The organism is Citrobacter sp. RHBSTW-00570, assembly GCF_013739755.1.
Taxonomy (GTDB): domain Bacteria; phylum Pseudomonadota; class Gammaproteobacteria; order Enterobacterales; family Enterobacteriaceae; genus Citrobacter; species Citrobacter braakii.
The window spans coordinates 1,238,240-1,265,141 of the sequence record NZ_CP056399.1; the positions used below are offsets into that span (position 1 = coordinate 1,238,240).

Annotated in this window: 28 protein-coding genes; 8 read left to right on the forward strand and 20 right to left on the reverse strand. The window is 54.0% G+C overall.

From position 1 onward, the window contains the following. Positions 1 to 4 precede the first annotated feature (4 nt). From nrdE to HV237_RS05950, 4 genes are all read right to left on the reverse strand, one after another. Positions 5 to 2,149: a class 1b ribonucleoside-diphosphate reductase subunit alpha gene (gene nrdE, locus HV237_RS05935; protein WP_047358818.1), complete on the reverse strand. Its 2,145-nt coding sequence runs from the start codon at positions 2,147 to 2,149 to the stop codon at positions 5 to 7. Next, positions 2,122 to 2,532, reverse strand: coding sequence for a class Ib ribonucleoside-diphosphate reductase assembly flavoprotein NrdI (gene nrdI / locus HV237_RS05940; RefSeq protein ID WP_016157298.1), 411 nt, complete (start codon positions 2,530 to 2,532; stop codon positions 2,122 to 2,124). Before nrdI ends, nrdE begins: the two co-directional genes overlap by 28 nt. Next, positions 2,529 to 2,774 carry a glutaredoxin-like protein NrdH gene (nrdH, locus tag HV237_RS05945; protein ID WP_016157297.1) on the reverse strand — a complete coding sequence of 82 codons (246 nt, stop codon included), beginning with the start codon at positions 2,772 to 2,774 and terminating at the stop codon, positions 2,529 to 2,531. Before nrdH ends, nrdI begins: the two co-directional genes overlap by 4 nt. Positions 2,775 to 2,999: 225 nt before the next feature. After that, on the reverse strand, positions 3,000 to 3,431 hold the full coding sequence (locus HV237_RS05950; RefSeq protein ID WP_016154147.1) for a carboxymuconolactone decarboxylase family protein: 432 nt from the start codon (positions 3,429 to 3,431) through the stop codon (positions 3,000 to 3,002). Between the two features lie 90 nt (positions 3,432 to 3,521). On the opposite strand from HV237_RS05950, the gene HV237_RS05955 reads away from it, so the two are divergent. Beyond that, the gene (locus tag HV237_RS05955) at positions 3,522 to 4,856 is read left to right on the forward strand and encodes a PLP-dependent aminotransferase family protein (RefSeq protein ID WP_047358819.1); all 1,335 of its coding nucleotides are present in this window, start codon (positions 3,522 to 3,524) and stop codon (positions 4,854 to 4,856) included. 124 nt (positions 4,857 to 4,980) lie between these two features. After that, entirely contained in the window at positions 4,981 to 5,331 is a 351-nt protein-coding gene (locus tag HV237_RS05960) for a DUF2002 family protein (protein WP_016154145.1), read from the forward strand. A 36-nt stretch (positions 5,332 to 5,367) separates the two neighbouring features. On the opposite strand, the gene alaE is transcribed toward HV237_RS05960, so the two are convergent. Next, positions 5,368 to 5,817, reverse strand: coding sequence for an L-alanine exporter AlaE (gene alaE, locus HV237_RS05965; RefSeq protein ID WP_016154144.1), 450 nt, complete (start codon positions 5,815 to 5,817; stop codon positions 5,368 to 5,370). A gap of 557 nt (positions 5,818 to 6,374) precedes the next feature. Between alaE and stpA the strand changes: the two genes are divergently transcribed. Next, on the forward strand, positions 6,375 to 6,776 hold the full coding sequence (gene stpA / locus HV237_RS05970) for a DNA-binding protein StpA (protein WP_019077523.1): 402 nt from the start codon (positions 6,375 to 6,377) through the stop codon (positions 6,774 to 6,776). Positions 6,777 to 6,812: 36 nt separating this feature from the next. Here the strand turns inward: stpA and HV237_RS05975 are convergent, their stop codons facing one another. From HV237_RS05975 to HV237_RS05985, 3 genes are all read right to left on the reverse strand, one after another. Next, positions 6,813 to 6,992, reverse strand: a complete 180-nt coding sequence (locus HV237_RS05975) for a hypothetical protein (protein ID WP_047358820.1) — start codon at positions 6,990 to 6,992, stop codon at positions 6,813 to 6,815. A gap of 80 nt (positions 6,993 to 7,072) precedes the next feature. After that, positions 7,073 to 7,600 (reverse strand): rhodanese family protein, encoded by a 528-nt coding sequence (locus tag HV237_RS05980; RefSeq protein WP_016154140.1) that lies wholly within the window; start codon positions 7,598 to 7,600, stop codon positions 7,073 to 7,075. A gap of 9 nt (positions 7,601 to 7,609) precedes the next feature. Further along, entirely contained in the window at positions 7,610 to 7,909 is a 300-nt protein-coding gene (locus HV237_RS05985; RefSeq protein WP_016154139.1) for a metalloregulator ArsR/SmtB family transcription factor, read from the reverse strand. Positions 7,910 to 8,093: 184 nt separating this feature from the next. On the opposite strand from HV237_RS05985, the gene HV237_RS05990 reads away from it, so the two are divergent. Beyond that, positions 8,094 to 8,252, forward strand: a complete 159-nt coding sequence (locus HV237_RS05990) for a YqaE/Pmp3 family membrane protein (protein ID WP_003037242.1) — start codon at positions 8,094 to 8,096, stop codon at positions 8,250 to 8,252. A 96-nt stretch (positions 8,253 to 8,348) separates the two neighbouring features. Beyond that, positions 8,349 to 8,798, forward strand: coding sequence for a peptidoglycan-binding protein LysM (gene lysM / locus HV237_RS05995; protein WP_016154138.1), 450 nt, complete (start codon positions 8,349 to 8,351; stop codon positions 8,796 to 8,798). A 12-nt stretch (positions 8,799 to 8,810) separates the two neighbouring features. Here the strand turns inward: lysM and csiR are convergent, their stop codons facing one another. The 7 genes from csiR to HV237_RS06030 all read right to left on the reverse strand — a co-directional run bounded on the left by csiR (position 8,811) and on the right by HV237_RS06030 (position 17,006). Beyond that, positions 8,811 to 9,497 carry a DNA-binding transcriptional regulator CsiR gene (gene csiR, locus HV237_RS06000; RefSeq protein ID WP_047358821.1) on the reverse strand — a complete coding sequence of 229 codons (687 nt, stop codon included), beginning with the start codon at positions 9,495 to 9,497 and terminating at the stop codon, positions 8,811 to 8,813. 45 nt (positions 9,498 to 9,542) lie between these two features. Then, positions 9,543 to 10,943 (reverse strand): GABA permease, encoded by a 1,401-nt coding sequence (gabP, locus tag HV237_RS06005; RefSeq protein WP_016154136.1) that lies wholly within the window; start codon positions 10,941 to 10,943, stop codon positions 9,543 to 9,545. 153 nt (positions 10,944 to 11,096) lie between these two features. Continuing rightward, positions 11,097 to 12,380, reverse strand: coding sequence for a 4-aminobutyrate--2-oxoglutarate transaminase (gene gabT / locus HV237_RS06010; RefSeq protein WP_047358822.1), 1,284 nt, complete (start codon positions 12,378 to 12,380; stop codon positions 11,097 to 11,099). 25 nt (positions 12,381 to 12,405) lie between these two features. After that, entirely contained in the window at positions 12,406 to 13,854 is a 1,449-nt protein-coding gene (gene gabD, locus HV237_RS06015) for an NADP-dependent succinate-semialdehyde dehydrogenase (RefSeq protein WP_016154134.1), read from the reverse strand. 23 nt (positions 13,855 to 13,877) lie between these two features. After that, complete coding sequence (lhgO, locus tag HV237_RS06020) at positions 13,878 to 15,146, reverse strand: L-2-hydroxyglutarate oxidase (protein ID WP_047358823.1); 1,269 nt, start codon at positions 15,144 to 15,146, stop codon at positions 13,878 to 13,880. 19 nt (positions 15,147 to 15,165) lie between these two features. Next, entirely contained in the window at positions 15,166 to 16,143 is a 978-nt protein-coding gene (gene glaH / locus HV237_RS06025) for a glutarate dioxygenase GlaH (protein WP_016154132.1), read from the reverse strand. 260 nt (positions 16,144 to 16,403) lie between these two features. Next, the gene (locus HV237_RS06030) at positions 16,404 to 17,006 is read right to left on the reverse strand and encodes a short chain dehydrogenase (RefSeq protein WP_047358824.1); all 603 of its coding nucleotides are present in this window, start codon (positions 17,004 to 17,006) and stop codon (positions 16,404 to 16,406) included. Positions 17,007 to 17,104: 98 nt separating this feature from the next. Here HV237_RS06030 and HV237_RS06035 point away from each other — a divergent pair, with 98 nt between their 5' ends. Then, on the forward strand, positions 17,105 to 17,995 hold the full coding sequence (locus HV237_RS06035) for a LysR family transcriptional regulator (RefSeq protein ID WP_016157283.1): 891 nt from the start codon (positions 17,105 to 17,107) through the stop codon (positions 17,993 to 17,995). Positions 17,996 to 18,038: 43 nt separating this feature from the next. On the opposite strand, the gene HV237_RS06040 is transcribed toward HV237_RS06035, so the two are convergent. Genes HV237_RS06040 through HV237_RS06050 form a run of 3 tightly spaced genes read right to left on the reverse strand, consistent with a single transcriptional unit; the run spans position 18,039 to position 20,990 of the window. Beyond that, on the reverse strand, positions 18,039 to 19,553 hold the full coding sequence (locus HV237_RS06040) for a tripartite tricarboxylate transporter permease (protein WP_016154129.1): 1,515 nt from the start codon (positions 19,551 to 19,553) through the stop codon (positions 18,039 to 18,041). Between the two features lie 10 nt (positions 19,554 to 19,563). Beyond that, a complete protein-coding gene (locus tag HV237_RS06045; RefSeq protein WP_016154128.1) occupies positions 19,564 to 19,998 on the reverse strand; it encodes a tripartite tricarboxylate transporter TctB family protein in 435 nt (144 codons plus the stop codon). Between the two features lie 14 nt (positions 19,999 to 20,012). Beyond that, positions 20,013 to 20,990, reverse strand: coding sequence for a tripartite tricarboxylate transporter substrate binding protein (locus tag HV237_RS06050; protein WP_016154127.1), 978 nt, complete (start codon positions 20,988 to 20,990; stop codon positions 20,013 to 20,015). A gap of 153 nt (positions 20,991 to 21,143) precedes the next feature. On the opposite strand from HV237_RS06050, the gene tctD reads away from it, so the two are divergent. Both tctD and HV237_RS06060 read left to right on the forward strand, forming a co-directional pair. Next, entirely contained in the window at positions 21,144 to 21,818 is a 675-nt protein-coding gene (tctD, locus tag HV237_RS06055; protein ID WP_016157281.1) for a transcriptional regulator TctD, read from the forward strand. Further along, a complete protein-coding gene (locus tag HV237_RS06060; RefSeq protein WP_047358825.1) occupies positions 21,805 to 23,256 on the forward strand; it encodes a sensor histidine kinase in 1,452 nt (483 codons plus the stop codon). The genes tctD and HV237_RS06060 overlap by 14 nt, the downstream gene beginning before the upstream one ends. Here HV237_RS06060 and HV237_RS06065 read toward each other — a convergent pair. Beyond that, positions 23,249 to 24,331 (reverse strand): fimbrial protein, encoded by a 1,083-nt coding sequence (locus HV237_RS06065; protein ID WP_047358826.1) that lies wholly within the window; start codon positions 24,329 to 24,331, stop codon positions 23,249 to 23,251. The genes HV237_RS06060 and HV237_RS06065 overlap by 8 nt on opposite strands. Positions 24,332 to 24,341: 10 nt before the next feature. Beyond that, the gene (locus HV237_RS06070) at positions 24,342 to 26,894 is read right to left on the reverse strand and encodes a fimbria/pilus outer membrane usher protein (protein WP_047358827.1); all 2,553 of its coding nucleotides are present in this window, start codon (positions 26,892 to 26,894) and stop codon (positions 24,342 to 24,344) included. Between the last annotated feature and the right edge of the window lie 8 nt (positions 26,895 to 26,902).

The following is a 26,902-nucleotide window of genomic DNA, read 5'->3' on the forward strand; positions in this document are numbered from 1 at the left end:
CTCCTTACAGCGCGCATGACACGCAACCTTCGATTTCGGTTCCTTCCAGCGCCAACTGGCGTAGTCGGATGTAATACAGCGATTTGATGCCTTTACGCCAGGCGTAAATTTGCGCTTTGTTGATATCGCGAGTGGTGGCGGTATCGGGGAAAAAGAGCGTCAGTGAAAGCCCCTGATCGACATGCCGCGTTGCTTCAGCGTAGGTATCAATGATTTTTTGTGGACCAATCTCGTAGGCATCCTGATACAAGGCCAGATTCTCATTGGTCATAAACGGGGCAGGGTAGTAAACGCGCCCGGTTTTGCCCTCTTTGCGAATCTCCACTTTTGACACGATCGGGTGAATGCTTGATGTCGCATGGTTGATGTAGGAGATAGAACCCGTTGGCGGAACCGCTTGTAAATTCTGGTTATAAATGCCGTAGCGCATGACATCTTCACGCAACTGCGACCACATTTCACGCGTTGGCAGCGTAATGCCGCTGGCGGCAAACAGTGTGCGAACCTTGGCGGTTTTTGGCTGCCAGTCGCCCTGCAGATACTGGTTAAAATACTCACCGCTGGCGTAGCGGGACTGCCTGAATCCGGCAAAGGTTTTGCCGCGTTCCCGGGCGAGCTTCATCGACGTATTCAGCGCATGCCAGGTGATGGTGTAGAAATAGAGATTGGTGAAATCCAGCCCTTCAGGTGAGCCGTAGGCGATACCTTCCCGTGCCAGATACCCGTGCAGGTTCATCTGCCCAAGACCGATAGCGTGCGATGCGCTGTTCCCGGCCTCAATTGAGGGTACGCTGCGGATATGGCTCATGTCCGAAACGGCCGTTAAACCGCGAACCGCCGTTTCCACGGTCCGCCCAAAGTCTGGCGAATCCATGGTATGAGCGATATTCAACGAGCCGAGGTTGCAGGAGATATCGTGCCCTGTTTGTGCGTAATTGAGGTTTTCATCGTAGGTGGAAGCGCTGTTAACCTGCAAAATCTCTGAGCACAGGTTGCTCATATTGATACGACCGGCAATTGGATTAGCGCGATTCACCGTGTCTTCAAACATGATGTAAGGGTAGCCGGACTCGAACTGGATCTCGGCCAGCCGCTGGAAGAAATCGCGGGCGTTAATGTATTTTTTGCGCACTCGTTTGTCGGCAACCAGTTCGTCATACCGTTCAGTTACGGCGATATCACCGAATGGTTTGCCGTAAATGCGTTCCACGTCATACGGTGAAAACAGCGCCATTTGGGCATTTTCTTTGGCTAACTGGAAGGTGACATCCGGGATCACCACACCAAGCGAGAGCGTTTTGATACGGATTTTCTCGTCGGCGTTTTCACGTTTGGTATCGAGAAAACGCAAAATATCCGGATGATGCGCGTGCAGATACACCGCGCCCGCACCCTGACGCGCCCCTAATTGATTCGCATAAGAAAACGCATCCTCCAGCATTTTCATTACCGGGATCACCCCTGAGGACTGGTTCTCAATGCGCTTAATGGGCGCACCCGCCTCACGCAGGTTAGAGAGCAAAAATGCCACACCGCCGCCGCGTTTGGAGAGTTGCAGCGCCGAGTTGACCGCCCGTCCAATTGACTCCATGTTGTCTTCAATGCGTAACAGGAAGCAGGAAACCAGCTCGCCGCGTTGCTGTTTACCGCAGTTTAAAAAGGTTGGCGTGGCGGGTTGAAAACGCCCGGAGAGCATTTCATCGGTCAGTTGCAGAGCGAGCGCTTCATCGCCCTGCGCCAGCGTGAGCGCCACCATCGTTACGCGATCCTCAAAGTCTTCGAGATAGCGCTTCCCGTCGAACGTTTTCAGCGTATAGCTGGTGTAGAACTTCCATGCGCCGAGGAACGTCTGGAAACGGAATCCGCTGGCGTGGGCGTGGGCGAATAGCTTCAGCACAAACGCGCGATCATAGCGGGCTAACACGCTGGCATCGTAATAGCCTTCATCCACCAACGTGTCCAGACGCGCCTGCTGGCTGGCAAACGCCACCGAGTTGGGGCGGACGTGGGCGGTAAAGAATGCTTCCACCGCCTGATGGTCTTTGTCGAACTGAATGCGCCCGGCCTTATCGTACAGATTCAGCATGGCGTTCAGGGCGTGATAATCCAGCGTCTGCTGTTCTACACGTTCTGCGGTTGTCGTTGCCAAAATTCGCTCACTCCTTTTTGCACGTTGTCGATATCGCTTTGGGTGCCCATCAGCTCAAAGCGATAGAGCCACGGCACGCCGCATTTTTGTGAGATGACATCACCCGCGCGACCGTAGGCATCCCCGAAATTGCGATTGCCGGAGGCGATCACTCCACGGATTAACGCCCGGTTGTGCGTATCGTTTAAAAAGCGGATCACCTGTCTCGGGACCGCGCCAGCTGTACCGCCGCCACCGTAGGAGGGCACGATTAAAATGTAAGGTTCGTCTACCCGGATCCGCTCGCGTTCGTTAAGCGGAATGCGGATGGCAGGCAGCCCCAGACGCTGCATGAAGCGGTGCGTATTTTCGGAGCTGCTGGAAAAGTAGACGAGCTGACTCATGCGCTGGCCACTTGAGGAGCCGGGCGCAGACGGTTGATCATGTCCGGGCGAAATCCTGACCAACTGGTTTCCCCTGCGACCACGACCGGTAACTGACGAAAGCCTTGATCGCGCAGGCGATCAGCCATATCGGGGTGTAAATCGACGTTTACCATCTCAAAGTCAAACCCGCGGCTTTCCATCGCCCGCTTTGTGGCGTGGCACTGAACACAGTTGTTACGAGTGTAAATAACAATGCGCATGATTCGTATTTCCATCTAAAAGTAAAAGAATGACGCGATAGAGGGCGTCAGGTTGTGTGTGTCTTGATAGAGGAGATACTAGATGTAGTTTTAAAAAGATTCAACCATACAAGATATGGTAATTTTAGATTGATGAGGGCCTGGGTGATGAGCGTGACGGAGGAAGTGATAGAAACTATGGCAGGTTGCCGGATGGCGTTTATGTCGCCATCCGGCAGCGCAGAATCACATGCGCATCCCTACCGCCAGACGGTTAAAGCAGTTCATCAGGCTAATAGCAAACGTCAGATCGCTAATCTCTTTCGCGCTAAAATGGTCGAGCAGCGGCAGATAAACGTCATCTTCGGCATGGGTGCTGGCTATATGGGTGACGGATTCGGCCCACGCCAGTGCCGCACGCTCCTGCTCGCTGAAGTGATGACTCACCCGCCAGCCTGCCAGCGCGTCCAGTTTGGCCTGCGCAACACCGGATTTGCGCAGCGCCTTACTGTGCATTTCCAGGCAAAAGGCGCAGCCGTTGATTTGCGAGACTCGCAGGTAAATCAGTTCCGTCAGCGTAGGTTCCAGCGCGCAGTTTTCCAGCGCTTTGCTGGCCTGAACCAAAGCGTTATAGATTTCAGGACTGAGTTCATAATAGGGCTGGCGTAACATTGTCATGGTATTTCTCCTCGTTTGGATGACCCGCAATGTAGCACTATAATGGACTGCTACAGAGAGCCATATTGTTGCCAAAAAAGCAGACCATAAATGCCACGCTATCAGCAAATCGCCCGTCAGTTAAAAAACGCCATTGAGAAAGGTGAACTAAAGCCAGGCACAAGATTGCCCTCCAGTCGGACCTGGGCCCAGGAGCTGGGGGTATCACGTTCGACGGTGGAAAATGCCTATGCAGATCTGGTGGCGCAGGGCTGGCTCACGCGGCGCGGGCAGGCAGGAACATTTGTCAGTGAGCAACTGCGACCGGAAAACGCACCTGTGTCTCCCGCCATCTTCGCCGGAGAAAACCCCAGGCCGCAGCCTTTTCAGATGGGATTACCCGCACTCGATCTCTTCCCGCGGGACGTCTGGGCGCGGGTGATGGGGCGGCGTTTACGCACCCAAACGCGTTTTGACCTGGCCGTGGGCGATGTTTGCGGCGAACGGGTTTTACGTCAGGCGATTGTCGATTACCTGCGCGTCTCACGCAGTATTGAGTGCCAGCCGGAGCAGATTTTTATTACTTCAGGCTACGCGGCATCAATGACGTTAATCCTGCGCGCTCTGTCTCAACCTGGTGAGGGGATGTGGGTCGAAGATCCTGGCTTTCCGTTGATTCACCCCGTGGTGGCTCAGGAGCGCATTGAGCTGATGCCGGTGGCAGTTGATGCCGATGGCCTGGATGTCTGCGCTGGGATCCGTGACTACCCGCAGGCGCGTTTTGTGCTGCTCACACCCGCACACCAAAGTCCGCTGGGCGTCGCCCTGTCATTAGACCGTCGCCACCAACTGCTTGAATGGGCGACTCGGGCGCAGGCGTGGATCATTGAAGATGATTACGACAGTGAATTTCGCTACCACGGCAAACCGTTGCCGCCGCTAAAAAGTCTGGATGCGCCCCAGCGGGTGATTTATGCCGGAACGTTCAGCAAATCGATGTTTCCGGCTTTGCGCACGGCATGGCTGGTGGTACCCCTGACTCAGGTCGAACATTTTCGTCAGCAGGCGGCGCTAACGGCCTGTAGCGTTCCGGTTTTATGGCAGCAAACGCTGGCGGATTTTATGCAAGATGGCCACTTCTGGCGGCACTTAAAACGTATGCGCCAGAATTATGCCCTGCGACGTCAATGGATGGAAAACGCGCTGAGCGAACAAGGATTTAACGTCATTCCTCAGGAAGGAGGGATTCAGCTGGTGATAACTGTCGACGGAGATGATGTTGCGCTAGTGCGCAAAGCGAATCAGGCCGGGCTGGCGGTTCAGGCGTTAAGCCGCTGGCGAATAACTTCAGCAGGAAAGGGGGGAATATTGCTGTCGTTTACCAACATCATCTCGGTGGAAATGGCGCAGCAGGCGGCGTATCAACTGCGGATGTCGCTGACATAATTCTGCGCGGTTCTTAAGATATTCCTCCCACCATCGCCACTCGTTTATGGACTTTTCTGAAAGCGTTGCTAATGCTGAATCAGGTAAGGTAAGCCCGCAGTAAAAAAGATAACGAGGAAAATATATGTATTTACGACCTGATGAGGTGGCGCGCGTACTTGAAAAAGTGGGCTTTACCGTCGATGTAGTGACGCAAAAAACGTACGGCTATCGTCGTGGCGAAAATTATGTGTACGTTAACCGTGAAGCACGTATGGGACGTACCGCATTAGTTATCCATCCCACGCTAAAAGAGCGCAGCTCTTCGCTGGCGGAACCTGCGACGGATATTAAAACCTGCGATCACTACCAGCAATTCCCGCTATATTTAGCCGGAGAGACTCACGAACATTATGGTATTCCGCACGGCTTCAGTTCGCGAATTGCGCTTGAGCGTTATCTGAGTGGGTTGTTTGGCGACGTTAGTTCAAACTAATAATGCGACTGGCAGGGCCAGTCGCGAAGAGATCTGTCAGGCTTTAGCCTGGTGATAGCTGCTGACCTTAAACAGGCGGCGGCAATAATCAAGAAAGTAGCCATAGACCGCGCCCATCAGCATTGATACCACGATGTTCGAACTTACTGCAGCCGTAATCTGGTGCCAGTCTGCGCCAACCGTCAATAGAATAATCACATACACTGGTGACTGGAAGGTGACATAAGCCAGCACGTCCGCCAGGTTTTTCCCCCATCCTGCTTGCGTGGCTTTACGCGCCGCGCGCATAAACAAATCGCGATACATGCCGTATGGCCACGCGATCAGGATGTTGACGGGGATAGCCACCAGTCTGGAGTACAGAGACTGTTCGAAGCTCATTCCTGAAAGGAATATTTCGATCAACATGTTCACGACAGAACAATAAACAACCATCGCGAACGTGTCTGCTACTGCATGACGCAAGCGTGACTGCGGAGAGAACATGTTAATGCTCCTTGTAAAAAGGGAAAAAAAGGTTTTGAATACCTTCTTGCTAGTGATTTGTCTTGCTGCTTTCGCGTTTGAATAGGATATCTGCCTGGATAATAACTAGCAACTAGCTTAAAATTTTTATTTATTACCTTTTTGTCGATAAAATGCTCTGCAATGGTTTGTTTTTTGTTCGTTTTGGTATTTTCGTTGCTGATTTAATTAAAGGCATTTTAGATCAATGGGTTATGGAAACTTGTTTTTCTGAATTTTTTGCGCTCCTTTTCTCAATGTTGACTAATGTGCAATATGTATACGCACCGGCTCCGCGCGATGTTGTGGCCTGTTTCTCGACTGATACCCTGAGACTCCTTGCAGGTATATTTATAGCGACTAGCAGAGGAATAGAATATATCGCATAGGCGATATCAAAATGGATGCAATAAATACACGAATTAGCTTTTTTGATTAGTAATATGCGAATAAATTAGACTGGAAATATAATAAGCAGTTGCATACAATATTTAGGGTAATACCGTTTTTATGTTTTACGTTAAAGAGGTTTTGTTAATATGAGTTCAATGTTAAAAAACTTAAATAATATCCGCTCGCTGCGTGCAATGGCTCGTGAATTTTCCGTTGATGTGCTGGAAGATATGCTTGAAAAATTCAGGGTAGTGACCAAAGAACGCCGCGATGAAGAAGAACAACTACAGCGCCAACGTGCAGAACAGCAGGAAAAAATTAATACTTTGCTGGCGCTGATGCAGGCAGACGGGATCAATCCGGAAGAGCTGCTGAGCATGACGCCTGCGACGGCACGTTCAGTTAAAAAACGTCAGCCGCGCCCGGCGAAATATCGTTTTACCGATCTCAATGGTGAAACAAAAACATGGACCGGACAAGGTCGCACACCGAAGCCAATTGCCCAGGCACTGGCTGCCGGTAAATCTCTTGATGACTTTTTGATCTGATTATTAATGCGGTGAGGGCGACCTCACCGCTTATTTTCAGCAAACGCCAAAATCACCCTCTTCGGTATATCGCGTCACGTCAACTGCTTTTAGCGTGAATTTTTCGCCGCTTTCATTACTGGCGTGTACCGCCACAATGTGATCGCCATTGACTTCGACAACTTTCAGTTTAGGTCCACCCATGCGTGGTTGAACCAGATCGCCAGGTTTAAACATATTGCTCTCCTTTATTTATCGCAGAACTCACCATAGATCACGTCAATCAGCGGGTACAGTGCAGTTTCAATGATTACCGCTTAATGAGTACGTCGGTTCCAGGGCATGATATCCAGCAATCGCGCCATGCCGCAAAAGCCGGTCACGCCAGCGAGTATTAGCCCGGCGCCCACAAAACCGCTCAGCAGGAAGAAGGCGCTGCTAACGGTGTAGCCCAGAATGACGCCGAGTAAGGCAAGGCTGCCTGCGGCTATCTGCACCTGGCGCATCAGCGGTAACGGTTGTGAACGATCTTTTGCCACCGGAAAACCTGCGGCTTTCCAGCCGTCAATGCCACCTTCCAACAACCAGACCTGCGCAGGCGCGGCAATAGCGTTTAGTTTTGTCGCCGCGTTTTGTGTACGTTTGCCTGACTGGCAGTGAAAAATCACCTGCCCGGCGCGTAAATTCGCAGGCAGCGATCCCTGCTCTAGCGTAGGTAATGGCGCCAGATGCGCCTCCGGAATATGCTCGTACAGATACTCGTCAGCATCGCGGATATCAATCAGTTTTGCGCCTTGTGCGACCAGCGTCTGCGCCTCGCGCGGGGAAATCGTCCCAATGGTCATGATGGCTCCTTATGGGCAATACAGTGTTTTTAATGTGGCGATCAGTGAATTCACGGCCGCATTTTTGATGGAGTACAGGATGCGCTGGGCATCGCGTTGGCTGTCTATCAGGCCCTCTTCACGCATACGCGCCAGATGCTGCGAAGTGGCGGAAGGACTCAGGCCGGTAACACGGGCTAATTCGCCCGCGCTGGTACCGGGTGAGCCGCAGAGCATGCACAAAATCAGCAACCTTTTCGGGTTACTCATCGCTTTTAGCAGGGCGGCAGCCTGCTCAGCGCTGGCCTGGAGTTGTTCAAGTTCAGTCATATGTATTTAAGCATATTCTAAATTAAGCTTATTCTAAAATAAACGGTCAACGTACGCCAGCGTAAAGAGCGTAAAGGAGGGTAAAACAGCAGGGGAAGGCTGGCAGAGTTAGGTACACTGACTATGCTTAGAGATAAAATCTCTTTTTAAACAATGAGTAACTTTTTGCTTGTATGGAGTGTGTATGGGTTTCTGGAGAATCGTTTTTACTATTATTCTGCCCCCGCTTGGCGTGCTGCTGGGGAAGGGGTTCGGCTGGGCATTTATCCTCAATATTGTTCTGACGCTGCTGGGCTACATCCCGGGTCTGATCCACGCCTTCTGGATACAAACGCGTAACTAATTACCTTTCTACTACGGCGCTCTGGCGCCGTTTTCTTTGCGCTCCTTTCTCCTCTGCTACACTTCCTGGTGTTGATTGTTAACTACCGAGGTGGATATGGGACTCTTTAATTTTGTAAAAGATGCGGGTGAAAAACTGTGGGATGCGGTTACTGGCAACCATGACACTGCCGATCTGGCAAAAAAGGTACAGGAACACCTGAATAAAACGGGCATCCCGGATGCGGATAAAGTGAACGTCCAAATTAACGAAGGTAAAGCCACCGTTTCTGGCGATGGATTAAGTCAGGAAGCGAAAGAAAAAATCCTGATTGCGATTGGTAATATCTCTGGTATTGCCAGCGTCGACGATCAGGTAAAAACTTCTGCGCCGGCGAGTGAAAGCCAGTTTTATACCGTAAAATCAGGAGATACCCTGAGCGCTATTGCCAAACAGGTATACGGTAACGCCAACCTGTATAACCAGATATTTGAAGCGAATAAACCGATGCTGAAAAGCCCGGATAAAATTTATCCAGGGCAGGTTTTGCGTATTCCAGAACAATAAGAAAGTTCAGGCTTATTGCGTCAGCAATTTGCCGGACATCGCTTGTTGAATAATCGGAATGGGCGTCAGCAGGTGCTGGCGCATTAATTCGCTGGCACGTGCAGCATCGCGTGCCAGAATTGCTTCGGTCAGCGTTTGGTGCTGATCGTGTTTATCTTCCAACATCTCCACCGACAGCACCGTTTTTCGCAGCCAGATAAACCGGTAGCGCGCCGCCAAATCGAATAGCCGTTCGCGCATTTGCAGCAGATACTGTGAACCGCAGCCAGCGACAATTGCCGAGTGAAAAGCCTGATGGCGCTGATCCCACTCGTCGAGCATCTGTTCACTAGCGTCAACGGCTTCAAGCTTGCCGAGCATATGCGCCCGCGCCAGGATTTCAGCTTCCCAGGCGTCGCCGCCGCGTTCAATGGCCAGCGCGACCAGCATGGCTTCCATATTTGCGCGGGCATCGAAAATATCGAGCAACTCCTGTTCGGACATTGGGGCGACACGATACCCTTTCTGATTGACCACCGTGACCAGCCGCTCGGCAACCAACTGCGAAAGCGCTTCGCGTAGCGGTCCCACGCCAAGCTCATAGCGTGAGGTCAGCAGGCTCATACGCAGTTTTTCATCAGGCTGATACACACCGCGGATGATGTCGTTTTTCAGCCAGCGGTATCCATCAATGGCCGTCGGTTGGGGAATGGCGGTCATGGTCTTACTCCTGAACGGTTTTCCCGGCCTGCGCCGGGAAAAGGTTTAATGCGTATTTTGCAACGGTGCTTTTTGCCACGATAGCAGTTTTTTCCAGCGTGACATAATAGGCACGGTGCAAATAATTCCTATGGCTAACAACCCGGTAGAGATAACTTCCAGCTGTTGAGCCGGGCGAAAGAGCATCACCACCAGCACAAAGATAATAAAGGCGATTACCAGCCAGGTAAGCCACGGATAGAGCCACATTTTCAGTTTAATTTCACCGCCTCGCGCCAGCAGGATTTTGCGCATCCGCAGTTGGGAAATTGCAATCACCAGATAAACCAGCAGGGCGATGGCGCCGGAGCTGTCGATCAGGAATTTGAACACCTTGGCCGGGGCGTAATAGTTGACCACCACGGTGAGGAACGCGGCACCCGTAGACAGCAACACCGCCACATAAGGCGTTTTACTCCGGTTCGTTTTACCCATAAAGGCGGGAGCATCGCCACGACGGCTCAGGGAGTAAAGCATACGCGAGGACGTATACAGCGCGGAGTTCAGACAACTGGTTACCGACAGCAATATGACACAGTCCATGATCAGCTTCGCGTGTGGGATATGCAGTAACTCCAGCACCGAGCGATAAGAGCCCACCTCTTTCAGTCCCGGCATGTTCCACGGAATCAGCGCGACGACCACGAAAATAGAGCACAGATAGAAGATGGAGATACGCCAGATAACCGAGTTGGTGGCGCGGACGATGTGCTTATCCGGGGTATCGGACTCGGCGGCGGCGATGGTAACAATCTCTGCGCCCATAAAGGAGAACATGGTGATTAGCATCGCGCTGATCACCGCGCCAAAGCCGTTGGGCATGAAGCCGCCCTGATCCCACAGACGCGAAACTCCGCTGACCTCGGCATAGGGATAGAAACCGCTAATCGCCACCGCGCCGAGAGTGATAAACGCCAGAATGGCAATCACTTTGCACAGCGCCAGCCAGAACTCGAACTCACCGTAATTTTTGACGCTCAGCAAATTACTGCCGGTTAATGCCAACGTGATAACCAGAGAAAACAGCCAGATAGGAATGCCTGGAACCCAGGAGTGCAGAATGATGGCGGCGATATTCGCTTCCAGCGGGATAACCAACACCCAGAACCACCAGTACAGCCAGCCGATGGTATAACCCGCCCACGGCCCGATGGCCTTATCGGCGTAGGTGGAAAAGGAACCGGTATCCGGGGTGGCAACGGCCATTTCGGCCAGCATGCGCATAATCATCACCACCAGCAATCCGGCGAACAGATAGGCCAGTAATACTGCGGGACCGGCTTCTGCAATCGCCACGCTTGAACCCACAAACAAACTTGCGCCGATAACCCCGGCAATAGACAGCATGGTGACGTGGCGTGATTTCAGCCCGCCCCCTAAATCATGTGATTGTGACACTTGCCCCATCTTTTAAACCTCTCGAAAGTATTTCACTTGGGAGAGCACCCCGGCATTCCCGCGCCGGGGCACGCGTATTTATTGTTATTGACCCTGTCTGCCGGATGGCGGCTCCGCCTTATCCGGCCTGAGGATTGCGTTTTTTATTGGTCGAATGCGGTGTTAACCCTGCTTCGCTTCGGCAAAACACTGAGCGATAATGTCCAGCCCCTGGCGGATTTGGGCATCTTCAATGGTCAGTGGGACAAGAATGCGCAGTACGTTGTAGTAAGGTCCGCAGGAGAGCAGGATCAGCCCTTTATCGCGCGCACGCGCGACGATTTCCGCGGTCAGTTTGGCGTCTGGTTTCGTGTGATCGCCGTCTTCAAACAGTTCGATTGCGATCATCGCTCCCAGCCCGCGTACATCGCCAATCTCGCGGTGGCTTTCCGCGATAGCCAGCAGGCCTTCGCGCAGGGTTTGCCCCAGCTCGTTGGCTTTTTGCAGCAGATTTTCCTGTTCGAAAATATTCAGTACCGCCAGGGCGGCGGCACAGGCAATCGGGTTACCGGCATAGGTACCGCCCAGACCGCCCGGTGGGATAGCGTCCATGACTTCGGCGCGCCCGGTCACTCCCGCCAGCGGGAAGCCACCAGCAATAGATTTGGCAAAGGTGGTGAGATCGGGCGCAACGCCCATCTGCTCCATAGCGAACAGCGTACCGGTACGGCCCGCGCCGCTCTGTACTTCATCGGCAATCAGCATGATGCCGTGCTCGTCACAAATGGCGCGCAGACGTTGCATAAAAGCAGGAGAGGCGGCGTAAAAACCACCTTCGCCCTGGACGGGCTCAATCACGATGGCGGCAACGTCTTCCGGAGCGGCATCATTTTTGAAGATACGGTGAATGCTGGCGATAGCATCGTCTTCACTGATGCCGTGCAGCGGGCAAGGATAAAGCGCACGATACACGTGGCCCGGCATCAGTCCCATTCCTGCAGAGTACGGGTTTACTTTCCCGGTCAGCGACAGGGTGTAGTGGGTTCGACCGTGGTAAGCGCCGCTGAAGGCGATAGTGCCGGTTCGTTTGGTGGCAGCGCGGGCGATTTTCACCGCGTTTTCCACCGCTTCCGAGCCGGTTGTCACCAGCAGGGTTTTTTTGGCGAAATCGCCCGGCACTTTCTTATTCATGATTTCGCACAGCTCCAGGTACGGCTCATAGGCCAGCACCTGGAAACAGGTATGGGACAGCTTTTTCAACTGTGCTTCTACCGCAGAGACGATCTGCGGGTGCAGGTGGCCGGTGTTCAGCACCGCAATACCGCCAGCAAAATCGAGGAATTCACGGCCTTCAACGTCCCAGACTCGACAGTTTTCTGCACGCTCGGCAAAAATAGGGTGGATTTGTCCTACGCCACGGGGAACGGCGTTGCTGCGACGTTGCATAAGTTCTTTGTTGGTGCTCATCAGGTGTTCTCCAGTATTTATTTTATTAAAGGCCGATGCACATATATTTGATTTCTAAGTAGTCTTCGATGCCGTATTTCGATCCTTCACGGCCAAGACCGGAGGCTTTAATTCCCCCAAACGGGGCGACTTCGTTGGAGATAATGCCGGTGTTAATCCCGACAATGCCGTATTCCAGCGCTTCGCCAACGCGAAAGACGCGGCTCAAATCACGGGCGTAGAAATAGGCGGCCAGACCAAACTCGGTGTCATTGGCCTGAGCGATGACGTCAGCCTCGTCCTTAAACCGGAACAGCGGAGCCAGCGGGCCGAACGTCTCTTCTTTGGCGACCTTCGCGTTGTCAGGCACATCCACCAAAATGGTGGGCTGGAAGAAGTTGCCGCCGAGTGCGTGAGGTTTGCCGCCCGCGATAATGCGCGCGCCTTTATCCAGAGCATCGGCGATGTGTTCCTGCACTTTGGCTACCGCTTTCTCGTCGATCAGCGGCCCGGTGGTGACGTCAGGTTGCAGACCATCACCGAGGTGCAGTTTGCTCACTGCCTGCTGGAGTTTTTCGGCAAAACGGTCATACACGCCGTCCTGCACGTACAGGCGGTTGGCGCAGACACAGGTTTGGCCTGCGTTACGGAACTTCGATGCCAGTGCGCCTTCCACGGCTTTATCAAGATCGGCATCGTCAAAGACGATAAACGGCGCATTGCCGCCCAGCTCCAGCGACACTTTTTTGATGTCTTTGGCGCACTGCTGCATTAACTGACGGCCAATTTCGGTTGAGCCGGTAAATGACAGCTTGCGTACCAGCGGGTTGCCGGTCAGCTCGTTGCCGACCGCGCTCGCTGAACCGGTCACCACACTGAAAACGCCTGCCGGGATCCCGGCGCGATTGGCAAGCTCTGCCAGCGCCAGTGCGGAGTAGGGGGTCTGGCTGGCCGGTTTAAGCACCATTGTGCAACCAGCCGCCAGCGCCGGACCGGCTTTGCGGGTAATCATCGCCGCGGGGAAGTTCCACGGCGTAATCGCGGCGGTAACGCCGATCGGCTGTTTGATGACGATTAGGCGTTTGTCGGCCTGGTGGCCGGGGATCGTATCGCCATAGATACGTTTGCCCTCTTCGGCAAACCACTCAATAAAGGAAGCGGCATAGGTGATTTCACCTTTGGCTTCTGCCAGCGGTTTACCCTGTTCCAGGGTCATCAGACGGGCGAGATCGTCCTGATGCTCAATCATCAGGTTGAACCAGCGGCGCAGGATGTTGGCCCGCTCTTTGGCGGTCAGCGCACGCCAGGCGGGCAGAGCGCGGTTAGCGGCGTTAATCGCTTCGCGGGTTTCATCCGCCCCCATTTTCGGTACGCTACCTAATTGCTGACCGTTGGCGGGGTTGGTCACCGCGATGGTCTCGCCGCTGTTGGCGTCACGCCAGTTGCCATCGATCAGTGCTTGCTGGCGAAATAAGGTTGGATCGTTAAGTTGCATAATTGCGTCCTGTCTTAATCGTTTTAACGGGTGAATGCGGCGTGTAATGTTTCCACGCTACGTGCCGCACGCAGCGTGCGTCCGGGATTACTCTGGTTCTCCAGCAGCGCATGAACTTTGCTGACAATATGCGCGCCGATAGGGATCGCCGACGTTGCTGCCGGAGAAGGCGCGTTACAGGTGTGAATTGAGCGTGGTGTGGTGACAAACAGGAAATCGTCGATTAGTTTGCCGTCCGGTGATACAGCCTGTGCCCGCACGCCAGCAGGCCAGGGCTGCAGATCCTTGAGCGTCAGACTCGGGCAGTACTTTTGTACCAGCCGCAGATAACCGCTTTTGCACAGCGAATTCTTCATTTCGCCAAGTCCTGAGCGCAGGTTGTTTTGCAGCACGCGACGAATGCCGGAAGAGCTGAGGATCTCCAGCGTATCGCTGAGCGAGAAGTCGCGTTTACGGTAGCCTTCACGTTTAAATGCCAGTACCGCGTTGGGGCCCACGGTGACGCTGCCGTCAATCATCCGGGTCAGATGAACGCCGAGAAACGGCATCGCCGGGTCGGGGATGGGGTAGATCAGATGGTTGACTATCTGGTTATGTTCTGACGCCAGACGGAAATATTCGCCACGGAACGGACAGATGATAAAGCCGGGTTTAACGCCGAGCATTTTCACTAGTCGGTCCGCCATCAGGCCAGAGCAGCTAATCAGCGTCGCTCCCTCAAATTCCTGACCCTGACGGGTATGTACGACAACGCCCGCAGCGTGCTCTTTTAGCGCGCTGACCTCAGCGTTGTAGATAATCTCACCGCCTTTGGCCTGAAATATCTTCGCCATCGCGGCGGTGACTTCGCGGTAGCTGACGATCCCGCTCGACGGAACAAAAATACCGCCCAGCCCGGTGATGTTGGGTTCACGCTCGCGAAGCTCCTGCGCATTCAGCCATTCGCGCTCAAGGCCGTTAGCGGCGGTGCGATCCCACAGCGCGCGCATGCGCTCCATTTCCAGTTCGGAGGTGGCAACCAGCATTTTTCCGCAGACGTCGTAGCGGATGCCGTTTTGATCGCAAAAGGCTTTTGTGGCGCGATTTCCGGCCAGGCAAAACTGCGCCTTCAGGCTGCCGGGGGTGTAATAGACCCCGGCATGAATTACGCCGCTGTTGTGACCCGTCTGATGACAGGCCGGGCCGGACTCTTTTTCCAGCAGCGCGATTCTGGCGTCCGGATAGACATCAATCAGCTGCATGGCGGTCGACATGCCGATAATGCCGCCGCCAATAATCACAAAATCATACATCCGCTTTATTCCTTCGCGCTTACTGATGAGTCTGGTAGTGGTTTGTCGCGTAAGCGAAATAACCACGCTGGCGCATCAGCTCGCGGCGCAGGTCAGGATGCGAGGTGAAGCGATCGCGACCGTGCAACCAGAACAGGTTGTTGATTAGCAGGAATTTACCGACTGAAACCGGAACGGAAATAATGGCCTTGCTGGTTTCCAACGCATCGGACAAATCGCTCAGCCAGACGCCTTCTTCATAATCTTTTGGCTGGACGAACTGGTCGATGTAGCGCATCACCGGACGGCCTTGCTGGTCAACGTCAAACACCGGATGGAACACTTCCTGGCTGACGTTTTTGCTTGGCGGTGCGGCAAAGCGCATGGCGCGACGCGCCAGCGGGTGGGTAAAGTACTGATCCAGATGTTCCCAGTCGTCGAGGTGCAGCAGCAGCGAGTTACCGCCGGTCATGTTCTGCTCGTCAATCTTCATCATCAGCACATAGTCGGTGATTTCTTCGAGGTAGGTTCCGTCGTTATGCAGCTCCATTACACGGTGCGGCTGGCGCAGATAGCTGTCTGAGTTATCAACGTTTTTCACCACAAAACGGGCATAGTATTGACCGCTCATCGCATCAAAATTGGAGCGCCCGATAAGATGCGCTACCGCCGTCGCCAGCTTGACCATCTCTTCAGCCTGTGCCACATCATCCACGCCGACGGCGTTGATCAGCAGTGCGCCTTCGGCACGATCGAGCAACGTTTTCAGCAGCAAAGGCTGCAACTGATTGCCGCACAGGTCGTCGAGGATCTTGCCCACTTTGAAGCGCAGGAAGGATTTGTATTCCAGTGCCTGCACCGGCCACTGCGCTACGGCTTTCAGAAATTGCTCAGTGGTCTCAGCGGAAAAAGTCAGCTCCAGCAGGCGTGGGGACTGGGCTGATGGTTTCAACGTGAAACCGCTGTAGTGCTGGGCTGGATCATCAGCGTTCGGTTTTACGGCAGTCAGTGCGTTCATCAAATCGTTCCTCTCAGTAGATTGTCAGGGAGATATGGCGCAGCTCGTTTCGTAGCCATAAATTAAAAATATCTACATTTTTGAAAAACGCGCACAGAATGAGCTTGTTTGTTTATTATTTGTGATCAAAAACAACAATTATTTAACATTATAAAAGGTGAGGTTAAGTGCGGGGAGGAGAAGGGAGGACAGGTAATGTTATTTTAAAACAAAGAGTTAATTATGCTGCCGCTGAGGGTAACTCAACGGCAGCAGCAAAGTCAGTAACCGACTTTATAAATACGTCCGGTTTGGATGCCTTCCACGCTGCGGCGATAGGCGTTGGCAACGGTAGCGGCGGGGACGCTTTCAAAGCCTGGGAAGAAACCATCGTATGCTTCGGCGGATTCACTGAGTACGGTTGGGCTTATCAGGTTAATGCGCTGACCACGACCTAGCTCACAGGCAGCAGCGCGCACAAATCCTTCCAGCCCGGCATTGATCGTTGCCGCATTCGCCCCTTGTGCGATGGGTTCATGGGCGATAATGCCGCTAATCAGCGTAATCGAGCCGCCATCATTGAGGAAATGTTGCCCGGTTAATGCCAGACGTATCTGGCCTAACAGCTTATCCTGTAATCCCTGATTAAAGTCCTCGTCGGTCATTGTCGACAGCGGGCCAAAGAACAGGTTGCCGGTGGCGGAAACGATCGCATCTACCCGACCGACTTTTTCAAACAATGCCTCGACACTCTCCTGCGAGGTGATATCGACCTGGTAATCTCCCTGCGTGCGACCTATGCGGATCACCTCATGTTTACGGCTTAACGTTTCTGTGACTGCGCGCCCCACTGTACCGCTGGCACCAATAATGACGATTTTCATAACCACCTCCAGAATAGTGTGAGCCACTATTCTTTAATGAAAATGAAATCGGATAAACTGGCTATAAGTTAGATGATTACTAACCAGAGGTTTGTAATATGGATAAGCTGCGCGGCATGGAAACGTTTATCGCCGTGGTGGAGAGCGGAAGCTTTACCTCCGCGGCAACTAGACTCGAGATGTCTGCGGTGATGGTGGGAAAATATATCACCCAACTGGAAGCACAGCTTGGCACGCGTCTGCTGGAGCGCAATACTCGCCGCCAGAGCCTGACCGATGCCGGGCGTGTCTATTTTGAAGAAGCCCGCCGCGTGCTGGAGCAGGTGTCGATAGCTGAGCGTTCGGTAGAGCGTCTGCGGCTGGCCCCTGCGGGGACGCTGCGCATTAGCGCGCCTACTTCTTTTGGCGCTTGCGTTATCTCGCCGCTGGCCGCTGCGTTTTTACAGGCCTGGCCAGAGGTGCGCATTGAGCTGGATCTGACCAACCGGATGGTTGATCTGGTGAATGAAGGCGTCGACCTGGCGATCCGTATTGGCGATATCCATCAGACTGATGTGGTGGCGAAATACCTGTGCCCTTACCGTATGGCGATCTGTGCATCAAAGGATTATCTTGCCCGTCATGGCACGCCCCTTACGCCAGCGGATCTGGTGGATCATCTGTGCCTGTCCCATACCGTGTGGACGGCTCGCAACGAATGGATACTGCCTGGCGTGACGGGTGAAGTCAGATGGAAGCGTGATGCGATCCTGCGCTGTAACGATGGTCATGGCCTGCGTATGGCGGCGGTAGCGGGGGCTGGACTGTTATTACAACCGGAGGTGCTGCTGGCGCAAGAGCTGGCTACCGGGAAACTGATTCGGATACTGGAAAAGTTTACGCCGCAGCCGCGGCCGATTCATCTACTGTGGCGACAAGATTTGCGTCCGCTGCCCAAGCTGACGCGGTTTGTTGAGCACGTACTCAGTGCCGTTCAGGAATTAAGATGAAAATGCCGGATAAGACGCGTCAGCGCCGCTATCCGGCATATTATTAGCTGATATCCACCTGCGGTTTGCTGTTACGTTTACGAATCAGGCGTAGCACCGGCGGGACCACGATAACCAGTACCGCCATCACCAGCAGCACTTTCGCCACGCCGCTGGCCCACAGAATATCCATATTACCGTTACTGATAGACAGCGCCCGACGCAGGTTCTGCTCCAGCATTTCCCCGAGAACGAAGCCTAAAATCAACGGCGACATCGGGAAGTGCATTTTGCGCAATATGTAGCCCAGCACGCCGAGGGCAACCATCAGCACCAGATCGAAAGTGGTGCTGTGGACGGCATACACGCCCACCGCGGAGACTGCCGCGATAGCCGGTACCAAAAACCACAAGGGGATGGTCAGCATACGGGTAAACAGGCCGATCAACGGGATGTTCATCACCAGCAGCATCACGTTAGCAATCAGCAGCGCCGCAATCAGCCCCCAAACGATATCCGGCTGTTCGGTGAACATGGCCGGACCCGGGGTGATATTGTACAGCGTCAGCGCGCCCATCATCACCGCCGTGGTGCCGGAACCCGGTACGCCGAGCGTCAGCATCGGGATAAAGGAGCCACAGGCCGAGGCGTTGTTGGCGGCTTCGGGGGCCGCCACGCCGCGTATATCCCCTTTGCCGAAGCTGTCGCTATTGCCGCTGAGCTTTTTCTCGGTCATATAGGTGATAGCGCTGGCAATGGTTGCGCCCGCGCCGGGCAGGACGCCGACGAAAAAGCCAATCACCGATGAACGCAGGGTTGCGCCAACGCACTGCGCACCTTCTTTGGCGTTAAATAACATGCGGCCCGTTTTACGCACCAGCGTCTGGCCACTGCTGGTATGTTCCAGCATTAACAGTATTTCAGAGACTGAGAACAGCCCAATCACTACCACGATAAACTGCACACCGTCGGAGAGATGAACGCTGTCAAAGGTAAAGCGATAAACCCCGGTATTGGCGTCTACGCCAACGGTCGCAAGGCCGAGACCGATAAGCGCTGCCAGAAATGATTTCAGCGGGTTTTGCGCCATCATGCTGCCGAGGCAGGCAATGGCGAAAACCATTAAGGCAAAGTATTCCGCCGGACCGAAGGCCAGCGACCATTGGGCTAACGCCGGGGCAAACAGAATGATGCCGCCGATAGCGATAAGCGAACCAATGAAAGAGCTGACCGCCGAGATAGAGAGCGCAACGCCGCCGCGGCCTTGCTGCGCCATCGGGTAGCCATCCAGCGCGGTCATAATCGCCGCCGCATCGCCGGGAACATTCAGCAGGATGGAGGAGATACGTCCGCCGTATTCACAACCTATGTAGACCGTAGCCAGCAGGATCAGCGCAGATTCTGCTGGCAGATGCAAAGCGAAAGCCAGAGGCAGCAGGATCGCCACGCCGTTAATGGGTCCAAGACCAGGCAACAGCCCGACAATGGTACCGACAAAACAGCCAATCAGGGCGATGACCAGGTTTTCCGGCGTCATGGCCACCGCGAAACCCTGAGAAAGATAAATCCAGGTATCCATCGTTTCTCCGTTAACCCAGCCAGGCGCCGAGTGGTAATGTGACGTCAAGCAGTCGGTCAAAGGCATACCACAGCAGAATGCCGAGTACCGCGCCGGAAATACCCGCAGCCGGAATGGTTGCGCCGAACAGCATGCCAATCACCACGGTGAGAATGGCGGTGGAGATGGGAAAACCGAGCCATTCGAAACCCCAGGCGTACATCAACAGAACAATCACCATCGTCAGCAGCTTTTGCAGCACGTGACGGCGGGGCCAACTGATGGTGTCGGGATGGCGCAACAGCAGCGCCACGGCGCATACCAGCATCAGGCTGATAATGCCAAGCGGAAAGGGACGCGGCCCAACCGGCTCATAGCTGTATTCGCTGGTGATTTGCCAGGCCACGAACAGCCCGGCTATGCAGAGCAACAGCCAGATACCTGCAAAAATACGATCGCTCATCATCTTTGCCTCTGCGCTTATTTCGCCAGACCGAAGGCTTTCGCCTGCTCACGGTAATCCGTGACCTGCTTTTTCACGTATTCGTCGAGCTGCTTACCGCTCATGTTGAATTCAAACAGGCCGCGCAGATCGCGCTGCTTTTTAAACTCATCGGTCTGCTGGAGTTTGTTAAAGGCATCAACCCACCACTGATACTCGGCGTCGCTGACTTTTGGTCCAACGTAGAAGCCACGAATGATGGGCCACACGAGGTCATAACCCTGCTCTTTGGCGGTTGGTACGTTAGCTAACTGGCCTGGCAGACGTTGATCAGAGAACACGGCGAGCACGCGGATTTTGTCGCCGCTAAGATAAGGCACCATCTCGCTGAGATCGCCGGAAACCACCTGTACGTGATTCCCCATCAGCGCGGTGACCGGTTCGCCGCCGCCCTCAAAGGCCACATAGCGCATCTTGTGTGGATCGACGTTGGCTTTTTGCGCCAGCAGCGCCGACTTCATCCAGTCCTGACTACCGATAGAGGCGCCTGCGCCAATGACCACGCTGTTAGGATCTTTCTCCATAGCCGTCAGCAGATCTTTCAGCGTTTTCCATGGTGAGTCCTGGCGTACGGCAATCATGCCGTAGTCAGTGCCCACGCTTGCCAGCCAGCGGACATCATCAACGCCGTAGCGACCAAACTTCCCTTGTGACAGGTTCAGCAGCGAGCCGCCGGAGAATGCCACTACGGTACCCGCTTCAGCCGGACGTTGCGCGACGATCGCGTTATAGGCCACGGCGCCAACGCCACCGGGCATGTAGGTTACGCGCATTGGTTTTTCGATAGCGCCGGTTTCCATCATGCTCACTTGAATCAACTTACAGGTGAGATCGAAACCACCGCCAGGTTTAGCAGGGGCGATACATTCTGTGCGCGATGGCGCTTGTTCCGCCAGAACAGAGGTACTCATCAGTAAAATGCTTGCAGTAAGGGTACGAAGTAACTGTTTTTTCATTGTTTATCCTCACGCCGGAAAACCGGATTTTCGGGTACGGAAGAAGATTTTTGTGATTATGTGAGCCGATGTGTAGCAGTTCGGTTGCATGATTGTTAAAACATTAACCTTTCAATTCCCTTTCAATGCGGCAGAAACTTTACAGGATGTGATATGCGTCTCTTATTAGCGGAAGATAACCGTGAGTTAGCTCACTGGCTGGAGAAAGCGCTGGTGCAAAACGGTTTTGCCGTCGACTGCGTTTTTGATGGCCTGGCGGCCGACCATCTTTTACATAGCGAAACGTACGCGCTGGCGGTGCTGGATATCAATATGCCGGGACTGGATGGTCTTGACGTCGTTCAGCGCCTGCGCAAACGCGGGCAGACGCTTCCTGTGCTGCTGCTGACGGCGCGCAGCGCGGTGGCCGATCGGGTGAAAGGATTGAACGTCGGGGCCGATGATTATCTGGCAAAACCGTTTGAAATCGAGGAGCTGGATGCGCGGCTGAGGGCTTTGCTACGCCGCAGCGCGGGGCAGGTGCAGGGCATACAGCAACTGGGCGAACTGGCGTTTCACGATGAGGGCTATTTTCTGTTGCAGGGGCAGCCGCTGGCGCTCACGCCGCGCGAACAGGCATTGCTGACGGTGCTGATGTACCGTCGATTGCGACCGGTTTCGCGTCAGCAGTTGTTTGAACAGGTCTTCAGTCTAAACGATGAGGTCAGCCCCGAAAGCATTGAATTGTACATCCATCGTCTGCGTAAAAAGCTACAGGGAAGCGATGTGCGCATCGCCACGCTGCGCGGGCTGGGCTATGTGCTGGAGCGTAGCGATGAAGTGGGTTAAACCCCAATCGTTGTACCTGCAACTGCTGATGTTTCTGGGTTTGCCGCTCATGTTGTTGTGGGGGCTGTCGGCATTTAACAGCTATGTCAGCGCGCTACAGGCGGCGACGCAGGCGTATGACCGGACGCTGCTCTCGTCTGCCAGAACCGTCTCCGAGCGACTGGTGGTGCACAACAAACAGCTGGAAGTGAATGTGCCGTGGGTGGTGCTGGACAGCTTTGAGCTGAATATGAACGACAGGTTGTATTACAAGGTGGTCGACCCGGCGGGGAAGGTTATCTCAGGTTATGACGATTTACCTGCGATGCCGCCTGCGACATCGCGTACGCGGCTTTATCCGGCGCTGGCGTGGTTTTATCACACTGAATATCGCGGGGAGGCAATTCGCGTGGCGCGTCTGCTGCAGCCCGTCAACGAGGGCGGCATTATCGGCATGGCCGAGATTTATGTCGCCGAAACGCTGCAATCGCGACGTTACCTGGCGCGACAGCTGCTGTTTTCCTCGTGGGTTTCGCAAGGGCTGCTGGTGCTGCTCACGCTGGTGCTGGTCGGCTGGCTGCTGCGTCGGGTGTTACGCCCGATGCGCCAGCTGTCATCGCTGATGGTGCGTCGCGAGCCTGGGCTGCTGACGCCGCTGCCGGAGCTGCTGCCGTGGTCGGAAACCCGTCTGTTGATTGTGGCATTCAACCGTTATCTGGACCGACTTCGCGGCCTGATCTCTCGCCAGGAGCGCTTCAGCGCGGATGCTTCTCATCAGCTTAAAACGCCGCTGGCGGTGCTAAAAACTCAGGCGGCTGTGGCCCTCGCCAGCCAGCAGCCGCAGCAATGGTATGAGAGTCTGCAAGCCATGAGCTCCACGCTGGACAACACCATTCAACTGACGGAAAGGCTGTTACAGCTGTCGGCTGTGAAGCGCAAAGAGCAAGGAGAAAGGCACTTCTCGCCGGTTAATTTGTATGAGGTGGTGCAAAGCAGTTGTTTCACGCGACTGGCGCAGGCGCGCAGTAAAAGGATCGATCTGGGCTATGAAGGGGAACAGGATGCGGTGTGGATTGAGGGCGATGAAGTCCTGCTTGGCGAACTGTGCGGGAATCTGCTGGATAACGCACTGAAATACACGCCGCCGCATGGTGTGGTAACCGCCCGTCTGCTGCGAAAAGGAGAGGCGGTGGTGCTGGTGGTTGAAGATAGTGGGCCGGGTATCGATGAGCAGATGGTGCACCAGGCGCTGCTACCGTTTCATCGCCTTGATAACGTCGGTAATGTCCCTGGCGCCGGGATAGGCCTGGCGCTGGTCAACGACATTGCTCGTCTGCACCGCACGCACCCTCAGCTATCACGGAGTGAAACATTAGGCGGGTTAAGCGTACGACTGCGGTTTTTATGTCTGGTGCGAGACGCGCAGGACGATCAGCATCGTCCTGCGCCTGTTATTTAAAGGTCACCGTCGCATTGACAGGGATACTAAATGTGCCGGGTTGGGGAGGATTTTTCAGCCAGAACAGGGTTGCCATGAACTCTTTGCGTCGGCTGTCGCTCTGGTTGGTAAACGCGCTGCTGGCAAAATCGATACGGTTGCCGCTGATAATGTCCCCGGAGCCGGGGTGTGCAGCATCCTGGAGCGTAACGCCGATATCTGGCGTCCCCTGACCGGTAAAAACTGCGCCGCTGTTGCTTGTGGTGCCGGTAAAGGTTACCGCGTAGTTGATGCCGCGACATTCATGCTTCCCGGCGGCTTCTGTGGCAATAACGGCAAACTGTTTACTGTGGCTGTTATCTTTTCCCACTTTTGCTTCGGTAATGCTGATCCTGCCAAACTCGACGGTATCCGTTCCTTTGTCAGAGCTGATAGAGACGATCGGTTCGCAGTTGATATAACTGATGTTATTCAGGCCATTAAGCGCGGGGCCAAAGTTTTTTGCCGGATTGCTGGTGGAGCAATGCGAACCGCAGGCGTTAATGCTGCCAATACCGTCGACGACGAAAACTTTGTTGATGGTGCGACCGGCCAGCGCAGGCAAAGGATCCGGGAGTTTTCCGGTAGCGACCAGACTGAGGTTAAAGGTGAAAGAAAATGTTTGTGGGCGCGCCTGGCAGTCACTGGTATGGCTGTGGTTATTACTCCTGCAGTAGTTGTCTGAACCTGCTCGGGGCAACGTTGCCTGATATTGGGTGGTGACGGCCTGGGCGCTTTGATCGTAGGGGCGACCATCAATGCTCACCACCAGTTTCATATTGGTTCCCTGCAGAAAATGCGCAAACTCATGATCAGGGTCGATGTAGATTCTGGCGGCTTCGCCGTGGGGCATATAGTCTGTGTCGCGGCAAGTGACGCTAACGGTTTGTGGATTGGACACCCAAACGGTGTCCCCAGCGGTGGTACTGTGGCTGATTTTAATGGGATCAACGTGTACGGAGACGCTGTTTGCTGTACAGGTAACCGCATAGCTTGCACAACTGAATATCGGCAAACAAAGCAGCACCACGAGTTTAACTATTTTTAACGGATTCATTGATTGCACCTTACGAGCCGACGCACTGGGCGGTAATTTGTGTATATCCGATTTTCTTCACCGGCTGGTTATGGTTATCCGGCATTTGAATAAAGCAGTGTTCATTTGCGTGGGAGCCCCAGCGCACTTCCAGGCGAGAATTGTCCTCCACGCCGCTGGCATACAGTGCGCCATGCATACCGACCAGACCGTGGCTACGACCTTTCGTATCTCGTACGTTCGCGCCGACCGGGGGGGCAATATTGCCGGGCATGACGGCATTGACCAGATAGTTGCGGCCGCTGAAGGTTTCAAACACCACTTTGCCGATGGCTTTCTCTGTTGGAACAATTTTTTTCTGTGCCTGCGGAATATCCAGCCCGGCACCAATATCAGCGGTATTCAGACTCACCACGTTGTAATGCCATGCGTCTGCGGCGGTAAGGACCGCATAGCCGTTACCGTCAATTGCCACGCCATTTTGTTGCTGGATATGGACACCGTCGGCATTTTTGGCCTCGACCAACACCATGGTGTCGCCAGGAGAGTGCATGAGCGTCACGCCGCCTGGGTGCAGCATTGCCCCGCCGCTGATGCCCATATTCATATTCTGGTAGTTGCGTCCTGCGCTGTAGCCCCCCTGAACATTCATCTTGTCACCTTGCCAGGCGGCGTTAACCCCGGCAGAGGAATCCTGTCGATCGGTGGTACTGCCCTGAACGCCCCAGCTCAGACGATCGTCAAATGCTGTATTGCTGTAGCTGGTGGAGTAGCTGTCGCCATTCTGCTGGCTATGCATGATGTTGGTGGAGACAAAGCCGCGGCTATCCATGAAATCGAATGGAATGGAAAGCGTCAGGTTGATACTGCGGTCCTGGTAGTCGTACTGGTTACGGGTATCCTGTACATAAACGCTCCAGTTGATTTTCCCCAGTGTATCGTTGTAACCCAACTGTATCGTGCGGTCGTGACTCCCGTTGTGCCAATAGTTTTGCTGGCTGGCGCTGACGTAAAGAGAGGCGTTATCCCACAAACGCTGGTTAACAGAGACCTCAAAACGTTGACGGCGATTATTGTAGTTAGTGGTGTAGTAATGCTTTTTGTTGTGCTCTTCGCCAGGAAAACGCAGCTGTTGATTCGGGTCGTCATAGGCGATGTCGTAATAGCCCGAGGACCAGCTGTTATGCTCGTTAATGGTGTCGCTAAAGCTGTAATAACCGGAGGTATTGTAGCGGTAGCCTACCAGACGGAAATCCGTACCGTACTGGTTCAGCGATTTGGAGTATAAGAAACGATAACTTTGTCCTGTGGACGCATCTCCACTGGCAAGCTGCGCTCTGGCGGTAGTGATATCGAAAGAGATCGCGCCGAACTGGTGCAGATCCTGAGCGATCCCGGTGGCAATCGCATTATAGCTTTCTGCGGTCAGGAAACCACCGTACAACGTGGAGCCAAAGCTGAGACCATAACTCAATGTGCCTTGAACAAAGCGGGGCCGCCAGCCGCCGCTGTAACCGTCGCGGTATTCCCCTGCCGTAAACTGAAAGCGGCTGTTACCTGCACGCAGCATGTTCGGGACCGCCGAATAAGGCACACTGAAATTACGCCGACTGCCATCGGCTTCAATAACGCTAACGTTCAGGTCGCCGCTTTGGTTGCTGGGGTTGATATCGTCAATGTCAAACGCGCCTGGCGCGACGTTTTTGCTGTAAATCAGATAGCCATTTTGACGGATTTCGATTGTGGCATTGCTATTGGCGACGCCGCGAACGACTGGCGCAAAATCGCGTTGGCTATCAGGCAACATGTTTTCATCGCTGGTGAGCTGTGCCCCGGTAAACTGGATGCTGTCAAATACATCGTCGTCCGTATATGTTTGCCCGAAGCGCAAGCGGCTACGCAGCGCAATAATATTACGTTCCACCCACGTGGAAACCGCCTGCCATTGACGGCCTGAACCGCTGGCATAGCTGAAAGTAGACTGGTTGCGAAAATGCCATCCCGCCAGGTTTATACCGTTGGCAAAACTGGCAAAAACAGAGTCATGATCCTGGCCCTGTTCAATCAGGTGCGTCGTATTGGCGTTGTAGCCGACAAAAGCGGCATTAATCCCATCGTCATAGGCCGATTCAGGCACGGCGTCATGCGCAGTCGAAAGCAGAAACGCTTCCGGTACTGAAATATCAATGCGCTGGTAGTTTGCATCTGCCGTCAGGCGACTGTTTGCGATCAGCGCCGTGAGCTCCACGCAGGTATCGGCGTTACCTTCAGGGATTTTAATCCCGTATTTGCGCAGATCGTCCGCGCTCAGGCAAGGTTGCGGCTTGCCTTGTGGTTGACGTCTTTTAAAGTCAATATTGCGCGTTTCGACGAAGCTATGGTCAAGATATATATAGTATTCAAACGTGCCTTCGCTAAGTCCGTCATTACGGGCTATTTGCACTACGGAGGTAATATTTTGCGTACCATGTACAAAACGGGTATTAAACTGCGGCGTGCTGCTGGCGTATGCAGGTATGCACACGGCCAGCGTTGACAGCGTAAAGAGGGTGTACCGTTGCGGCTGCTTATTTTTTTTCATCATGTGCAACC

Bases quoted from the DNA above. Each gene is read 5' to 3' on its own strand.
- HV237_RS06030 (WP_047358824.1), bottom strand. From the start codon at position 17,006: ATGAAAATCGTCATTATTGGTGCCAGCGGTACAGTGGGGCGCGCAGTC.
- HV237_RS06045 (WP_016154128.1), bottom strand. From the start codon at position 19,998: ATGATGAGCGATCGTATTTTTGCAGGTATCTGGCTGTTGCTCTGCATA.
- stpA (WP_019077523.1), top strand. From the start codon at position 6,375: ATGAGTTCAATGTTAAAAAACTTAAATAATATCCGCTCGCTGCGTGCA.
- nrdH (WP_016157297.1), bottom strand. From the start codon at position 2,774: ATGCGCATTGTTATTTACACTCGTAACAACTGTGTTCAGTGCCACGCC.
- csiR (WP_047358821.1), bottom strand. From the start codon at position 9,497: ATGACCGCCATTCCCCAACCGACGGCCATTGATGGATACCGCTGGCTG.
- HV237_RS06065 (WP_047358826.1), bottom strand. From the start codon at position 24,331: ATGAATCCGTTAAAAATAGTTAAACTCGTGGTGCTGCTTTGTTTGCCG.
- gabT (WP_047358822.1), bottom strand. From the start codon at position 12,380: ATGAGCACCAACAAAGAACTTATGCAACGTCGCAGCAACGCCGTTCCC.
- HV237_RS06035 (WP_016157283.1), top strand. From the start codon at position 17,105: ATGGATAAGCTGCGCGGCATGGAAACGTTTATCGCCGTGGTGGAGAGC.
- HV237_RS05990 (WP_003037242.1), top strand. From the start codon at position 8,094: ATGGGTTTCTGGAGAATCGTTTTTACTATTATTCTGCCCCCGCTTGGC.
- nrdI (WP_016157298.1), bottom strand. From the start codon at position 2,532: ATGAGTCAGCTCGTCTACTTTTCCAGCAGCTCCGAAAATACGCACCGC.
- lysM (WP_016154138.1), top strand. From the start codon at position 8,349: ATGGGACTCTTTAATTTTGTAAAAGATGCGGGTGAAAAACTGTGGGAT.
- gabD (WP_016154134.1), bottom strand. From the start codon at position 13,854: ATGCAACTTAACGATCCAACCTTATTTCGCCAGCAAGCACTGATCGAT.
- HV237_RS05975 (WP_047358820.1), bottom strand. From the start codon at position 6,992: ATGTTTAAACCTGGCGATCTGGTTCAACCACGCATGGGTGGACCTAAA.
- HV237_RS05950 (WP_016154147.1), bottom strand. From the start codon at position 3,431: ATGACAATGTTACGCCAGCCCTATTATGAACTCAGTCCTGAAATCTAT.
- HV237_RS06040 (WP_016154129.1), bottom strand. From the start codon at position 19,553: ATGGATACCTGGATTTATCTTTCTCAGGGTTTCGCGGTGGCCATGACG.
- glaH (WP_016154132.1), bottom strand. From the start codon at position 16,143: ATGAACGCACTGACTGCCGTAAAACCGAACGCTGATGATCCAGCCCAG.
- tctD (WP_016157281.1), top strand. From the start codon at position 21,144: ATGCGTCTCTTATTAGCGGAAGATAACCGTGAGTTAGCTCACTGGCTG.
- HV237_RS05985 (WP_016154139.1), bottom strand. From the start codon at position 7,909: ATGACTGAACTTGAACAACTCCAGGCCAGCGCTGAGCAGGCTGCCGCC.
- HV237_RS06070 (WP_047358827.1), bottom strand. From the start codon at position 26,894: ATGATGAAAAAAAATAAGCAGCCGCAACGGTACACCCTCTTTACGCTG.
- HV237_RS05980 (WP_016154140.1), bottom strand. From the start codon at position 7,600: ATGACCATTGGGACGATTTCCCCGCGCGAGGCGCAGACGCTGGTCGCA.
- HV237_RS06050 (WP_016154127.1), bottom strand. From the start codon at position 20,990: ATGAAAAAACAGTTACTTCGTACCCTTACTGCAAGCATTTTACTGATG.
- gabP (WP_016154136.1), bottom strand. From the start codon at position 10,943: ATGGGGCAAGTGTCACAATCACATGATTTAGGGGGCGGGCTGAAATCA.
- HV237_RS06060 (WP_047358825.1), top strand. From the start codon at position 21,805: ATGAAGTGGGTTAAACCCCAATCGTTGTACCTGCAACTGCTGATGTTT.
- lhgO (WP_047358823.1), bottom strand. From the start codon at position 15,146: ATGTATGATTTTGTGATTATTGGCGGCGGCATTATCGGCATGTCGACC.
- HV237_RS05955 (WP_047358819.1), top strand. From the start codon at position 3,522: ATGCCACGCTATCAGCAAATCGCCCGTCAGTTAAAAAACGCCATTGAG.
- HV237_RS05960 (WP_016154145.1), top strand. From the start codon at position 4,981: ATGTATTTACGACCTGATGAGGTGGCGCGCGTACTTGAAAAAGTGGGC.
- alaE (WP_016154144.1), bottom strand. From the start codon at position 5,817: ATGTTCTCTCCGCAGTCACGCTTGCGTCATGCAGTAGCAGACACGTTC.